General features: G+C 43.0%; 13 protein-coding genes and 1 other RNA gene. 11 read left to right on the top strand and 3 right to left on the bottom strand.

Going from position 1 to position 15,072, the window contains the following annotated elements; all coding sequences use genetic code 11:
- Positions 1-562: 562 nt before the first annotated feature.
- The 9 genes from AB4238_RS00380 to AB4238_RS00340 all read left to right on the top strand — a co-directional run bounded on the left by AB4238_RS00380 (position 563) and on the right by AB4238_RS00340 (position 9,191).
- On the top strand, positions 563-1,243 hold the full coding sequence (locus AB4238_RS00380; RefSeq protein WP_372030582.1) for a tyrosine-type recombinase/integrase: 681 nt from the start codon (positions 563-565) through the stop codon (positions 1,241-1,243).
- Entirely contained in the window at positions 1,236-3,290 is a 2,055-nt protein-coding gene (locus AB4238_RS00375; protein ID WP_372030581.1) for an AAA family ATPase, read from the top strand. The genes AB4238_RS00380 and AB4238_RS00375 overlap by 8 nt, the downstream gene beginning before the upstream one ends.
- Before the next feature lie 154 nt (positions 3,291-3,444).
- The gene (locus AB4238_RS00370; RefSeq protein ID WP_372030580.1) at positions 3,445-3,903 is read left to right on the top strand and encodes a DUF6641 family protein; all 459 of its coding nucleotides are present in this window, start codon (positions 3,445-3,447) and stop codon (positions 3,901-3,903) included.
- Positions 3,904-3,999: 96 nt separating this feature from the next.
- The gene (locus AB4238_RS00365; RefSeq protein ID WP_248976332.1) at positions 4,000-4,428 is read left to right on the top strand and encodes a DUF2787 family protein; all 429 of its coding nucleotides are present in this window, start codon (positions 4,000-4,002) and stop codon (positions 4,426-4,428) included.
- Positions 4,429-4,511: 83 nt separating this feature from the next.
- Complete coding sequence (locus tag AB4238_RS00360) at positions 4,512-4,859, top strand: hypothetical protein (RefSeq protein ID WP_248976333.1); 348 nt, start codon at positions 4,512-4,514, stop codon at positions 4,857-4,859.
- 133 nt (positions 4,860-4,992) lie between these two features.
- On the top strand, positions 4,993-6,114 hold the full coding sequence (locus AB4238_RS00355) for a DNA cytosine methyltransferase (protein ID WP_248976334.1): 1,122 nt from the start codon (positions 4,993-4,995) through the stop codon (positions 6,112-6,114).
- Positions 6,115-6,239: 125 nt separating this feature from the next.
- The gene (locus AB4238_RS00350) at positions 6,240-7,118 is read left to right on the top strand and encodes a Cfr10I/Bse634I family restriction endonuclease (protein ID WP_248976335.1); all 879 of its coding nucleotides are present in this window, start codon (positions 6,240-6,242) and stop codon (positions 7,116-7,118) included.
- Entirely contained in the window at positions 7,111-8,160 is a 1,050-nt protein-coding gene (locus AB4238_RS00345) for a hypothetical protein (protein WP_372030579.1), read from the top strand. Before AB4238_RS00350 ends, AB4238_RS00345 begins: the two co-directional genes overlap by 8 nt.
- Positions 8,157-9,191: a DUF262 domain-containing protein gene (locus AB4238_RS00340; protein WP_248976337.1), complete on the top strand. Its 1,035-nt coding sequence runs from the start codon at positions 8,157-8,159 to the stop codon at positions 9,189-9,191. The genes AB4238_RS00345 and AB4238_RS00340 overlap by 4 nt, the downstream gene beginning before the upstream one ends.
- A 201-nt stretch (positions 9,192-9,392) precedes the next feature.
- Here the strand turns inward: AB4238_RS00340 and AB4238_RS00335 are convergent, their stop codons facing one another.
- The 3 genes from AB4238_RS00335 to rsmI form a co-directional block, all read right to left on the bottom strand.
- Positions 9,393-11,171, bottom strand: coding sequence for a DUF3258 domain-containing protein (locus tag AB4238_RS00335; protein WP_372030578.1), 1,779 nt, complete (start codon positions 11,169-11,171; stop codon positions 9,393-9,395).
- 191 nt (positions 11,172-11,362) lie between these two features.
- Positions 11,363-11,706, bottom strand: an RNA gene (gene rnpB, locus AB4238_RS00330) — RNase P RNA component class A.
- A gap of 73 nt (positions 11,707-11,779) precedes the next feature.
- Complete coding sequence (rsmI, locus tag AB4238_RS00325) at positions 11,780-12,622, bottom strand: 16S rRNA (cytidine(1402)-2'-O)-methyltransferase (RefSeq protein WP_372030577.1); 843 nt, start codon at positions 12,620-12,622, stop codon at positions 11,780-11,782.
- Between the two features lie 102 nt (positions 12,623-12,724).
- Between rsmI and AB4238_RS00320 the strand changes: the two genes are divergently transcribed.
- Both AB4238_RS00320 and AB4238_RS00315 read left to right on the top strand, forming a co-directional pair.
- A complete protein-coding gene (locus tag AB4238_RS00320; protein ID WP_372030576.1) occupies positions 12,725-14,629 on the top strand; it encodes a penicillin-binding protein activator in 1,905 nt (634 codons plus the stop codon).
- Positions 14,630-14,723: 94 nt separating this feature from the next.
- The gene (locus tag AB4238_RS00315; protein WP_372030575.1) at positions 14,724-15,065 is read left to right on the top strand and encodes a YraN family protein; all 342 of its coding nucleotides are present in this window, start codon (positions 14,724-14,726) and stop codon (positions 15,063-15,065) included.
- Positions 15,066-15,072: the final 7 nt, after the last annotated feature.

Here is a 15,072-nt window from a genome sequence, read left to right as displayed (position 1 = left end):
GATTTAAGCTGTCTTTAGTGGCCTATTTTTTTAGCCGTGTGTAGTGATACTGAAAACATGAAATACGACAATTTTCATCATACCCTGACACCCCCCCCCCCACTTCCGGTTAGTGTACGTTATCGTGAAGTCGGGGTTTTGGATCTATTTAAACTGGATGCAACTAAGTTCACCTAAGAGGTTTCGTGAAAACATGCCGTCCAAAAGCACCACTAAAAACGCTCTCAACAGCCTGATATAATAGAGTTATCAGCACGAAGTTCTTCGTGTTCTATCTAGGCTCCCTCTTATGAATAATCAAACTCCAACGGCGTTGTTTTTGTCACGCCTTGCGCCCAGTGGGCGTAGACCTTTGCACAGTCAATTAGGCACTGTTAAAAAACTTTTAAAGTGGAATGGTGAAGTAGAAGCGCAGCCATTTCATACATTGAACTACGCACAAATTGAATACGTTAAACGGCACAAGCTAGATGAAGGGAAGTCCCCCCGAACTGTTAATCTGGTGGTGTTTGCACTCAAGGCCATTGTGAAGACGGGCTTTCTGATGGGTGTGGTGGACGATATGCAATGGCGGCAGGTACAAGCGGTTAAGCGGCTCCCCATCAATCCAAGTAGCCGAGGTAAGGCGTTATCATCCAATAGTGTGGGTGAGTTGATCACCATCAGCTATCTGGATAAGCGGTACATAGGTAAACGGGACTGCTGCATATTGGCCATATTCCTCAGTACTGGCCTAAGGCGTTTTGAGTTAGCCAACCTAACAGTCAGTGATATCCACCTTAATAAACGCACCTTAACGGTCAAGTCCGGCAAGGGTAAAAAACCACGCAAGCAGCCGATACCCACGTGGGCGTTAACCTATATCGACAACTGGCTAAGGGTGAGGACACACCAACCAGGAGGCTTGTTTAACCCCATCTGGAACAATGTCATTAAGCATGACCGCAGCCTCAGCAGTGCCGCCCTCTATCAGATAGTCAAAGCACGTACCCTTGCCGCCACTGACATCACCATTTCCCCACACGATCTACGCCGCACCTTCATTACCGAACTGCTCAACCAAAAAGTCGATTTAAGTACCGCCAGTAAGCTAGCTGGCCACGCTAATGTCACCACCACACAGATCTACGACAAACGTGATGAGTCGGTTATGAGGGAGGCTATTGATCAGCTGGACTATCGGCTAAATGACTCACTTATTGATCCGTTAAAAACGCAACAAGACGGAGGTAGTCATGACTAGAGTTCATGCATTGATACCCGAGGACAACCTGATTGTTGAGGTTTCTCCAACACTGGCTCACCAAGGCAGTGCTACGTCCTACGCCTACAGCGCCCTTACCTCTGGTTATGTTGATAACACCGATTTGGAGGAGCTAAATAGCCGCATGGTTAAAGTGGTCTGTGGCAAAGGGATTAAACTTGGCATTGGCAACAAGCTTAATGCCTTAACGCACCACCTCAAGAAGCAAAGAGCTCAAGCAACTACCAGTAACCTAGACCACAACAGCAAGCTACTCTCTCAAGGGCTAGGGCTACCTGATGACGGCTGGAAGGTGGTGAAGTTTATTGCGGTGATGAATGCTAACAAGGGGCTATTTGATTTGATCAATAAGATCCTCCCAGAGGATAACTACGCCAATGCGATGTTCGCCCACATGTTTGGTATACCTGAGGCCAAGCTGATTGAGGTATTAAAGGCACTTATAACAACAGGTCTGTTTGACCAATTCTTCGATACCAGCCTGATTGACTTTATGAATCTACCACAGGCTATCACTAGCTTACTGTTAGGTGCCAAGGTCGAGTATTACATCAATCTCATTGAGCCTTTTATACAGTCCAAGCCAAAGTCTGAGCTTAAGCTACGCCACTTTAACCACCTTGAGTGCGACACCTTGCAGCAGTTCTTAGATATCAGTATCAACCAGTCCATGCAGGGGATTAACATTCTGCTTTACGGGCTGCCCGGCACAGGCAAGACCGAACTAGCCAAGGTGCTGGCTGATAAGACGCACTCTCATCTTATTGCCATAAAGCCTGTCGGGGATGAAGTGTCTGAAGAACGCGGCCAGTTCAAGAAGCAAGCCTTCAGCTCAAACCTGCGATTACAGTACCTAACACTGGTACAGCGTCTAGTTTCACCTGATGAGAAGACCCTACTGCTGATAGATGAGTGTGAGGATATCTTTGAGCAGAGCATATCCCACCGGGGATATGGTAAAGATATGCTGCACGATCTGATGGAGCAAAACACCATACCAACTATCTGGATAACCAACCATATTGATTCTATTCCCCATAGTTGTATTCGCCGTTTCACCTATGTCCTCAATGTCACTATTCCTGACAACCGAGTGATGGAAAGCCTGATGGATAAAAGCTTTAAAGGGCTTAGGGTATCCAAGGTGTTTAAACAGCAACTGGCTACATTGCCAGAGCTAACACCAGCACATATCTCTAGTGCAGCCTTTGTTACTCACAACACCCGGCTTACAGGAAAAGCTGCCGAACACAATATTGAGACCATGGTTAAGAGCACTTTAACCGCATGTGGTCAAAGCTCTCACACCAACAACTATAAACCGCAACTCTCCTTCTCAACTGAGTACCTCAACATCAAGGGTGGCAACCAAGCCATTGTCCAGCTAGAGAAATCACTGGATAACACCTGCGATATCCGCACCTTGTTAGTCGGGCCGCCCGGTACAGGCAAAACAGCGGTAGTGGAGTACTTGGCCAATAGCTGCAACCGTGAACTGGTCACTATCAGGTGTTCAGATGTACTGGGTAAGTATGTGGGAGAGAGTGAAAAGAATATCGCCCGTATCTTTCAGCAGGCCAATGATAACAACAGCATATTGTTCTTCGATGAGGTGGATAGCCTACTGCTAGACAGAGGCGGCTTAAACGCCAGTTGGGAGATACAGCAAGTGAACGAACTGCTGACACAGATGGAGTGTTTCAATCAGCCATTCTTCGCAGCAACTAATTTCTCAGAGCGTCTAGATAGAGCTGTACTACGTCGATTCGATTTCAAGCTATCGTTTGATTATCTGACAGAGATACAAGCTCAGAATCTGTTTAGGAGCGTCACAGACACCGATACGTTAACGACTCAGACACTCAGTTCATTTGACTCACTTAAGCTGCTGACTCCCGGCGACTTTTCTATCCTAAAGCGACGAATCAAGTTGAGTAATTTCAAACTAAGCATCTATGAATGCCTAGCCATTCTCACCACCGAGAACAACAGTAAGCCCGGTAACCGAACCATCGGCTTTAAGTAACCCATGTCACCAAAGGTTAAGCAATCACCGCCAAACATGCAGTATTCGAGCGGTATCACTTAAGCCGCAACCATACACCCGATGACTCACCCATCTCATAGGTAGGCCATCAACTAGCTCGACCACTAACCACTAACCACTAAAGGTAATCACCATGACTACATCATTATTGAGTTCACTCAAGGTCACCGCTCGCCCAGAAGACGGCAGCAAGAACCCACTTATTCAACGTAGGGAGAAGTTACTCACCAAGTTAGGCCAGCAAAAGATATTGGCCACCGCCCTAGTCGAAAACGAAACCCACACCTTCTACCGTGAGAAGTGGGTAAAAGATGAAGAGACTGGCGAGAAAGAGAAGGTGCAAGTTCCTAAGAAGGTCAGCCCATGGTTCTACAAGCGTAACAACCGTTACTACCTTGAGGTGCGCAGCGGCAACAAGCCACTAGAGCTACAAAAAGGGATGCACGCCATAGAGGTAGGCGAAGAAGACGCGTTAGTGACAACAATTGAGACCATTATCCAAGCTGTGGTCGCTGGCGAACTAGACCCTTTGCTCACTAAAGGTAAAAAGCCGGGCGCGGCAAAAGAGAAAACTAACAGTAAAAACCAGTAAGCAAACAGCCCCACTCCCCTTACCCCCTAATGTTCAAAGCTTAAGCCTGATATGAGTCAGGCCAAGCTTTCACTTGCCTAACTAACGGACGTCACAATGACTATCAAAATAAAACACCAAGACCTTTGCTTACCTATTTCGCCCATGTTCGCCATGCACTTAGCTGAGCTAATCAGTAACCATCAAGCAGCCTCAGCCATTACTGTTAACTTCAGAGATCCAAACTACACTGCTGAACGCGGTGGCTTTCATCCAGTAGAGGTCAGATTAGAGAAAGAGACGAATGCAGAGCATGGCGACCAGTGGCGGGTCTGCTACATCACCGACTTTAGCTATGTCGGCATTGGTTACACAGCCGAACTAACCAAGGAGCTAGACTTTGATTTTGATAGCGGCATTTTCCAAAACGCCTTAGGCATTAAACCAATAGAGCAAGCAAGTGAAATACACCCAATATGGGAACAAAACTTTCTTGCCTATAGCCTTGGGATTAAAGCTTATCAAGTTGAAGTTACGCCTGAGTAATGATTACCAGTCCTGTGACCTAGATAACTTCAATAAAATTGGTATTCTAGGCGTGCAACCCAACGCCTAGCTAAGGAACAACAATGGAACTATACAAACAAGAATTTGGCCAACAATTTGAGCTTGGCTTCGACTTAACCCTGCACCCTTGGCTAGTAGACAAAAGCTGGCATAACGATGTATCACCAAGCTTCTACTTTACAACACCAGCTGGCTTTATGGTTCTGTGGGTCGATTATGAAGATCCGAAGCAACGAGAAGACACTGAGCAAGATAGGTATGTTGTGATGACAGCCGTTAACAGCGGTACAGATGAGTATCCTGAAATACATCATGATGAAGAAAGCACTGTCGTTTTCTCATCAAATCAAATCGATAGCTCCGTAGCCTATTTACTAAGTGTTCATACAGCTAAAGTTGCACATACGTAAGCTCCAGAGAACTTAACTGCATTCCTGATTTTCATCCAAATATTTGCTTAATTCCTTAGCCATAAAAGTGTTAGCATACACGCTGCACGGTCGATGGTTCTTCACTAACTCTTAATTTCGGTTGCATTACTTCATGAATAAACCAATTCTTTTTTCTTTTTTCTCAGGCTCTGGATTTTTAGACCTCGGCTTTGAAAACGCCGGATTCGAGGTGGCGTTTGTAAACGAATTTCATCCACCATTTTTAGAGGCGTATAAATACACTCGTGCACAAATGAAGCATAAAGCGCCTAGTCATGGCTATAGCTTAAACAGCATTGAAGATTTTCTATCAGGGGAAGAAGGACTTGAATTCAGTACTAAAGTAGAAAAAGCAAAGTCAACTGGACGGCTTGTTGGGTTCGTTGGCGGACCTCCATGCCCAGACTTCTCTGTCGGTGGGAAAAATAAAGGGAGCGAAGGCGATAATGGTAAGCTTACTCGTACCTATGTTGACCTTATTATAAAAGACAACCCTGACTACTTTATCTTTGAAAATGTGAAAGGTCTATGGCGTACAAAGCGCCATAGAGAGTTCTACGACAGCATGAAGGATCAGCTAGTAAAAGCTGGTTATGAACTTACAGACCGACTAACGAACAGCATTGAGTATGGCGCTCCTCAAGACCGAGATAGAATATTTTTATTCGGTATTAAACGTAAACATATTAGTCATAAGCTGAATGGTTCTGAACTCAGCACTGCTTTTAACTGGGATAAGCATTTAACAGTTGATATCGACGAAGTTATGGGCAAAGGCAAATGGCCCGACATGTGCCCTTTTTCGGAAGATACTGTGACAGACTATATTGAACACATTACTCCTAAACAGAAGGAGTTATCGATTCAGTACTGGTTCGATAAGAATGATGTATTAAATCACCCAAATGCTAATCATCACTTCCAACCTAAATCTGACAAGTTTAAGTTTATTCAGGAAGGTGACGACTCTAAAAAGTCATTTAAACGTCTTCACCGATGGCGATATTCACCAACGGCTGCATATGGAAATAACGAAGTTCACCTTCATCCATACAAGGCACGTAGAATTAGTGCAGCAGAAGCTCTGGCCATTCAGTCTTTACCCGCTGACTTTCATCTGCCAGCCACGATGACCCTGAGTAATATGTTCAAAACTATTGGCAATGGTGTTCCATACCTTGCAGCAAAAGGTTTAGCTAACACAGTCAATGACTTCTTAAAGAAATATACGTAAGTTAGACTTCAGCACTGGACAATAAGCTACATATAAAAGCATACTCCTGAAAGGTCTTAGTAGTGCATGCCGACTTAAACGGCGCCAACCACTACTGAGCTTTCAAATATATGGAGTAAAGCTTAATGCCACAATTAGTGAAGAATGATCGCAACGGTAAAGCGATCGTAGATACAAAAAATGCCTTTATTACGTCAATTAATGGCCTTGTCCCTCATGAATCATGGGATTATGACTCTCATCTCGATTACATCCAAAAACTAGTTCAAACTGAAGACTCTAGAGTTACTTCAGGAGCTATATCCAATTGCCGAGGAACTTGGTTTGAATGGATGATAGCCATAGATATATATAACCACTGGTGTACCAATGGTCATAACCTCCTAATGCTGCCATTACCTAATATAAGCCGCTTTGATAGTGCTACGCTTTACCAAGAAAGTGTTTGTGCATACATTTTCGATCTAAGAGCCAAACTGAAAGTCTCTCTTGATATCGAGCTGATCACCTCTAATCCTGATTTCGTCATATTTGATACCACTGCCTTTACCGGATTATTACCAAGGGACCCCATAACAGTAGTAAATAACGAAACTATAGATTTCATTGAAAATATCTTTCGAAAGTTTATAGGTGAATGCAGCTTTACCGACATCCTTGGTTATATGGCTACTAAAACTTCTCTACGTCCAGATCGTCGATTACAAATAGTTCACGAAGGTAGCTTAACAAAAGCGCTGTATGTTCATCTACAAACTAGGTTATGGATAGATAAGCCACGTTCAATAAAATATTTCGGTGCTTCACTAAAGCTAAATGATAAAGACAGGCAAGCATTAAAGACCGTAGCAACACACTCAATCACAACTGTTTTGTCGGAACCAGAAAGAGCAGTAGATGAATGTTTCGAACTATCCTCAAGAGATAAACTACTTGACGCAATACGAGAGATGACAGCATTACTTTTCCCTGAGCTAGCTCTAGAAGGAGCTACTCATGGGTAAAAATTTATGCCTCGTTTTAGGCAATGGTTTTAGCATAGACCTTATTAAACAAGCTAAACTTGAAAAAGAGATTGATGTCGTCAACCTTTTTAGCAAAGGAGCTGAAATCCCCTGGCCTGAAACAGGACAGGCTGGATATCTGTCTTTCAAACATTGCCCAAACCTATGGAATTTAGGCGCTCGCCCAAATATGGGCAAAGATGATGCTATGGCTCTACTAGAAAATATTATCACTTGTTTAAATGTACATATCTTAAACAATAAGCCAAGGGTTCCTGATGGTAGTGCAAAACCAAATGACATATATATCAACGCATATTATGAGCTAACTAGTTATTTGAGGACATTATTCAGTTACTACAATTCACTAGTTCCAGATGGATCGTTAACACAAAAACTAGATGGCTGGGCTTGGCTTGATTTTTTAAAAAGAGCCAATGAATCAGAAATATATGAATCAATATCTATCATCACTTATAATTATGATACTTGGCTAGAACGCCTTCTAATAGAGAATGATATTTCATTTAAGCTTTCACAGGTTGAAGGTGGTAATAATGGCGAATCTCCTAAGATCACGTTGATAAAACCACACGGTTCGATTAGCTTCTACCATAAAAACCAAAGCCTAGCAGAGTATGAAATAGGTTATGGAAAAGATATCCCCGGTGAAGCTACAACTGACGATTTTGAAACAAAATATGATATACCGCTAAGTAAATGTCTTGTGAATGCTTTAGTCCCACCAGCAGGAGATACAGAACGAATTAAACAGTCATGGTCAGGGCAAATACGAACCTCCGCAGCAGGATGTGCTAAAAAGCTTAAATCCGGCGATGAACTAATGATTTGTGGTATTTCATATTGGCATGTTGATCGTTCAGAAATAGATGAACTTATCACTTGCTGCTCTCCAGAAGTAAATACATTTATGTTTAACCCATATCCTAATGTTGCTATGGATGCTGTATTAACAAGTCTTTTCAAAAACTATGTTTATCATGATGATAGTTCAGTATTAAACAAGAGGCTCATGCTATGACTCTTTTTAAAAGAGAATCAAACACAATTTCCTTAGCTACCTTTTGGGAAAACTACCAACTTAAAAAATACAACTTTGAGCCTGGATATCAAAGAGACAGCATATGGTCAACTGAAAAACAATCTTTTTTGATTGATAGCATTTTAAAAAACATTCCTATTCCTCCTATTTTTCTTCATTTGACCATTGATGATAGTACTGGTAAAACTTCGTTTGCGGTTATTGATGGGAAGCAACGCTTAACATCAATTATTGCATTCATTAAAGGTGAGATAACCTCTTCATCTGATGGGGATGATTCACCATTATATGTAGAGAATTTGGCAGGAATTGAGTTCAAAGACCTTGATAAAGAAATATATAGAGATATAAGAAGAGACTTCTGGAGGTACTCAATTCCAATTGAATACATTGACTCGGATGATAAAGAAACTATTGATGCTATTTTCGATAGATTAAACCGAAATGGTGAGCCACTCCAAGGTCAAGAGCTTAGAAGAGCCAGCTATTATGGAACGAATCTTCTGAATTTTATTGAAAATATGTCAAAAGAAGCTTTTTGGCAGAAAAGGCTAGCTAACGTTGATGTTAAACGCATGGAAGATAGAGAGTTTATTTCTGAGATACTATTTTATCTACTAGAAGGTACTCCTCTCAAATCAGACCAAGCAGAATTAGATTTGATGTATAAAAAATACAAAGACATAGACATTAACAACCGTGGGGTTGGAAATATGTTTATAGAAATTACAGCTTATTTGGACTCCTTAAATGTTGACTACGAACAACATAAAGTATCGGGTGTATCTCACTTGTATGCTCTATGGGGATTAAGCCTTTATTGTCTAGAGCATGGCATTGATAAAGACCAAATTAAAATGAAGTTAGCAGTTTTCTATACTGGCTTGCGGGCTGATGTAGACAGTAATCAAAACTTCCTTGATTATAAGAAAAGCATGGCGTCTTCAACCAGAATGAAAGGGCCTCGTGTAAAGCGTGTAAGCGCTCTTAAGGAGTTTCTTGAAATATAGTCTATATTTCAAGAAACAACACAGGCTCTAAAGTATGCTTTGTTCTAGTCGATGTATTGCAATACAGAAATAACGATCAGAATTTACCTCTATACCTTCGTTTACTCATCTGGGAAACGAAGGTATAGAAGACTGCTCCAAAGGTCAGGTTTGAAGTCGATCCGGCTATAAGTCCCGCTCAAGCTTTCAACGCTACTGCATTCATTTTCCAGTCATCTCTAACACCAGGCCATCTACTACTGGCAGTACATGCTTAAGCTCGGTTGACTTGTGCGTGTAATTGCCCGTAATCCCAAACGAGCTAATTTCATGACCTACAACTTGCTGCACTAAGTTTACTTGCACACCAGCATTCATCACCTTAGTAATAAATGTATGGCGGAAACTATGAAACGATCGGATATGACCTAACTCATTAGTTGAGTCGATCTCAAGATTTTGCAATTGCCTCGCAAACCACGCGGTCACTACCTCACTATTATTCACACTATCAAATACTCGCTCCTTACAGGACTCCACATAATCGATGAAGCCAGCATTGATTAGATCCATATGTAACGGTATTTTACGTTTAGCGTTGCCTGTTTTTAGCTTTTGGCTTTCGTGTACATCAGTGATCAGTAGGTAATGACGCTTAGTCGCAGTATCAAACTTAACATCCTCTTTGCGGAGTTGAACTAACTCTCCACGCCTAGCACCAGTGTAGATGCCAAGATAAACAATCCACTTACGCCAAAGCTGTTTCTCATTATCAGCCGCTTTGAGGAATACTTGCAGTTCTGCATCATCAAACACGCCACGAGTTCTAGACTTAAACTCACGCTTTATCGAGCAGGGAGAAGCATTGATATAGCCAATGGTGTCACCTTTAGCGTAGGCAAAAATCCCCTGTAACCACTTGTAATAGTGGTGCACCGACTTAGTTGATGCTAAGTCCTTTTCAGGTACATCAACTTCTAGGCGCTCAGACCAAGACATTTTGCTGTATGGGGCGATATTCATCTTTGGCAATTCGAAGCAACGATCTATAAATCGACCAATGTCTTTTGGAGTATAAAGATCGATAGGCTTATCTTTGACCAGTGCTTGCCAAACCACATATTTTCTCGTGTAGTCCGATTGCATTTTGTCTGATAGATTTTTTTTAGCTATTTTGTGTTGTAGGAATTCGGTGTAAACCTCAGAGAAAAGGGGTGCATCACTGATGGTCTCAGCACTCGGTGTCGGAGTACTGACTTGTGGCTGGGCAGTTTGGACTAACGACGCTAATTCTCGCTCTCGCACACCATCTTCATTCGCAACGCTTTCGATTAGTGAGTTTTGGATCTGTGTAGAGGATTTGAGCTTACTCATTAGCACCTGAAACTCTATCGAATTTTCATTTACCGCAAAACCATGAGTAGCTAATGTATTTCTTGCCGTTGAGGCTAACCCTTGGTTATTAACCTCTTGTTCTTCTTCGGTGAAACGAACAAGAACACTTGCTAAAAACTGTATAAAAGCAGATTTTTCAACACTAGATAAACCACCTACATATTCCACCAGTTTTTGATCTGACGAAATACTGCATCCATCTTCATATATTGACTTATAAGCATGGTGAAAGCTGTCAGGGAAACCTAATGGGCAATTCTTGCCTAGTACCTTAAGTAGGTGGGCATTGTCATTATAAGACTGCTCTAACTCTGCAACGATAGGGTCAATGTGGTGCATCTTGAGCTGTTTTTGCATACTGACTTTAAATCCATTTACTAATCGATCAATCTCTTCAGTTTCATGCTTTTGGAAAGCCAGTACAAGCTTTTTCAGTTTAGCAGTCTCAATGCTTATTTTCTTCCATGAAACAATGGCTTCACTAAAGTCAGTTGATTGTAAACTCAAGGTGAATTGGAACTTCACTCGATGTCTTCGCAAGATAAAGCGGAAGTAATAAGTGTTGTTGCGCAGATAGAGATGATTGAATCCATAAACGGCTTTCATGACAAGCACCCCACAATCTGAATTAGATTACGAAGTCGACTTTTAATAGATATATGTCTGAGATAGTAAGTAAGATTTGGACTTAGAAATGGAAAAGCGTGTAACAAGTGGTGTAACACACCGTGTAACAGGGGGGGGAGTTTGAGGTAAGAAATCAGACAACTGCTTGCAGAACAAGCAGTTGTCTTCATCCAAAGAGTTTGCCGATAAGCCGGGTCCTGTCTTGGACAGTTATTCATCTAGGCCTGCAATCGCTCACAGGCTCAAGCGACCTACCCGGTCCCAACGCGAGCAGCGCCATACGGGACCCTATTTGGTCTTGCTTCGGGTAGAGTTTACCTTGCTACGGACTATTACTAGCCGCACGGTGCGCTCTTACCGCACCCTTTCACCCTTACCAACCGAAGTTGGCGGTCTTCTCTCTGCTGCACTTGTCGTCGGTTTACACCGCCCAGGCGTTACCTGGTACCCTGCTCTTTGAAGCCCGGACTTTCCTCCCCGTTCTTGCGAACGCGGCAACTGTCTAGCCAACTCGGCGCGGATTATAGCCTAAGCGAAAGCAACAAACCAAGGACTTTCACAAATAGCCTTACAACTAACGCTTCCTCTTAGAGGCCGATCGCTAATCCGTGCTTATAAAGTGCATTCTTCTTGATGCCATAGATCTGCCCAGCAATCGCAGAAGCTTTCTTTAATGGCAGCTCTTCACACAGTAATTTTAAGGTGTCGATAACCACTGTTGAAAACTCTGACTCTTCATCACTGCGGTGACCATGACACATCAACACGATTTCACCGCGCTGTTGATTCGCATCATCTTTCACCGTTTGCAGTACTTCGGCAACAGGCCCCGACAAGAAAGTCTCGAAGGTTTTAGTCACTTCACGTGCCATCACAATTTCGCGATCGTCACCAAGCGCTGCGGCAATAGACTCTAAGCTGTGCACAATACGATGAGGTGATTCGTAAAAAATTAAAGTTCGAGGATCTTCTTTAAGCGCCGCGAGCTTGTCTAAACGGCCTTTCTCTTTAGAAGGTAGAAAACCTTCAAATGAAAAGCGGTCTGACGGCAAACCTGAAGCGCTCAACGCTGTAATCGCTGCACAAGGGCCGGGTAAAGGAACAACATCAAAACCCGCTTCACGTACCTGCTTTACCAAGTGATAACCAGGGTCAGAAATAAGTGGCGTGCCAGCATCAGAAATAAGTGCTACCGCTTCGCCATTACCCAACTTCTGAATAATCCACTGCGCCCTATCGCGCTCGTTATGATCATGCAGTGCGGTTTTACGCGTCTCAATTCCAAAGTGGCTCAACAACTTACCACTGTGACGAGTATCCTCACAGGCGATGAGTGATACTTGATTAAGCACCTCAATTGCACGGCTACTAATATCTCCTAAATTCCCAATGGGTGTGGGAACAATATAAAGCGCGACCGACAGGTCCATATCTACCTCTGTATTGACTAATGGCAAGAGTTTTTAACAAGACTTTCGCCAAGCGTAAGAGCAGGTTAAACTAATGACAGCATCTTACCAGAGTGAAGACCTGTGTTAAAAAGACTGAATTCAACTAAATTTATCTCAATTGCGATTTTATCTGCCGTTTTGTTCGGTTGTGGTACGCCAACAGCGCCAGTAAAGACTGAAAAAACAGAGGTTTCGTTGTCTTCGGTGACAATGGCTTCATCGCAGTACTTGGCATTGGCAGCCAACGAAAAAAACCGTGAAACTCGTGATAAGTATGTTTTACTCGCTGCCCACGCCCTACTTAATGAGGGCAATACCAACGCTGCAGATAAAACTTTGAAGTCGATTGCACAAGATATCACTCAAAAACCTGAGCTATTAGCAGAGCACAAATATCTATCTGCGCGAGTTTTAGAAGTTATTTCAACTTACAACCATGCCTTAGAAGTCCTCGATTATCCAAGTAACTGGCAACTACCAAACTGGCAATGGGTCAGCTATTACCAATTTAAGGCCCGCTTATATCAACAGATCAATCAACCGATTGAACAAGTTAGGCAGTTAAGTTTACTCAGTCAGTACCTGCCAGCCGCTCAAGCCTATGAGGTCAATGATGAAATCTGGCGCTCATTGCAGCCTATTAATGAACAAACACTACTGAGCTTTCGCGATGACCGCAGTAATCCCATTTTTGCAGGTTGGGTGCAGTTAGCTTATATCACCAAGCATTATGCGATTAACCCTAATGACTTAGTCCGCCAATTGGGCAGCTGGCAACAACTCAATCCAACCCATCCTGCAGCGGCTAAGCTACCAACTGATCTTGAAAAAGCACTCAATACTAAACCCTATCAACCTAAGAATATCGCGGTTTTATTACCACTTACAGGCTCAAGAGCAGTGGTGGCAAATGTGGTTAAACAAGGCATTATTGCCAACTACATGGCGACGGCAGATGACAGCGTTTCAGTGAAATTTTTTGATACCGCTCCAGGTGCTCAAGCAGCCTATCAGCAAGCCGTAACCGCCGGTGCCGAGTTTATTATTGGCCCACTGCTGCAATCTGAAGTAGAACAGTTACAGGATATGGCCGTAACCGCCACAACCACTGAGTCAACCCAATTAAGTTCAACCGCAAATAGGGGGGTAACGCCTGCTACGGCTCCTAGCACCCAGATTGCGAAAAGCATTCCGCAACTTTACTTAAATCATATCGATAACTTTACGCCACAAGATGATAAATTCTTCTTCGCGCTATCACCCACGGATGAAGCCATAGACGCCGCCCAGAGACTTTATAATGATGGTATTGAGCAGCCTCTACTGCTAGTCAGCAATGATGCTGTCGGCCATCGCATGGCGGAAAGCTTTAGCGAGGCTTGGCAACTGCTCACTCAAAAGCCTGCTGAAATCCATTACTATGATGCTGGTGACAAAATGAAAGTCACAGTACAAAAAGCATTAGGTGTTATCGACAGCAAGGAACGCATTGCACGAATTAAAGCGATTCTGACACCTAAGATTGAGGCTGACTTTCGTTCTCGCCGTGACATTGATGCCATTTACATGATCTCAGCCAGTCGCGATCTGCTGTTATTAAAGCCATTTATCGATGTTAACTTCAGTGTCTTTGCCGAGCCTGTTCCGCTCTATACCACCAGCCGCAGCCGAGTTGAAAGTAACAGTCGTGAAACTGCCAGTGAGTTGAATAACCTCACAATTAGTGACATCCCATGGTTAATAACTCCTAACACTGAAACGCGTATGGTGAATGAGTTATGGCCTAAGTGGAGTAACAGTCGTAAACGCTTATACATTATGGGCTATGACGCATTAGATTTAGTCGGTAAACTTGCGCAAATGCGAGCGTTACCGGGTTACCAGTTTTCTGGCCGAAGTGGCGTATTGTCAGTACAACCTGATGGCACAATTAACCGCCAATTGAGCTGGGGACGTTATCAGAGGGGTAACCTTCGCCCGTTATAATAGGCTTTTAGTGTTATGTAAATTTAACTTGAGCCTTGGCTATTAAAAGGCTTTTTGCGTTATATTCAAATGCCGCCACAAGGATGAAGCGAATTTGAAAGAAAAAACAGCGGTTAAGGGACAAGCAGCTGAAGTCGCCGCGCGACAGTATTTGGAACAACATGGACTAAAGTTTGTCGAACAAAACGTACGCTATCGTTTTGGCGAAATAGACTTAGTCATGCGCGATGGCAAAGATTGGGTATTTATAGAGGTAAAATATCGTACTCATACTCAATTTGGCGGTGCGTTGAACGCATTAAGTTCGGCGCAGACTAACCGCATCAGAAAGGCAGCTAGTCATTACATACAATTAAACAACATCGATGCTATTTGTCGATTTGATGTTATCGCAGCCGATCCCAGTGGAATAAATTGGATCCGCAGCGCGTTTTGACCCAAAT

Source organism: Shewanella sp. 10N.286.45.A1, from assembly GCF_041470405.1.
Taxonomy (GTDB): domain Bacteria; phylum Pseudomonadota; class Gammaproteobacteria; order Enterobacterales; family Shewanellaceae; genus Shewanella.
The sequence above is the reverse complement of the archived record's forward strand: the minus strand, read 5'-3'. Positions and strand labels throughout refer to the sequence as shown.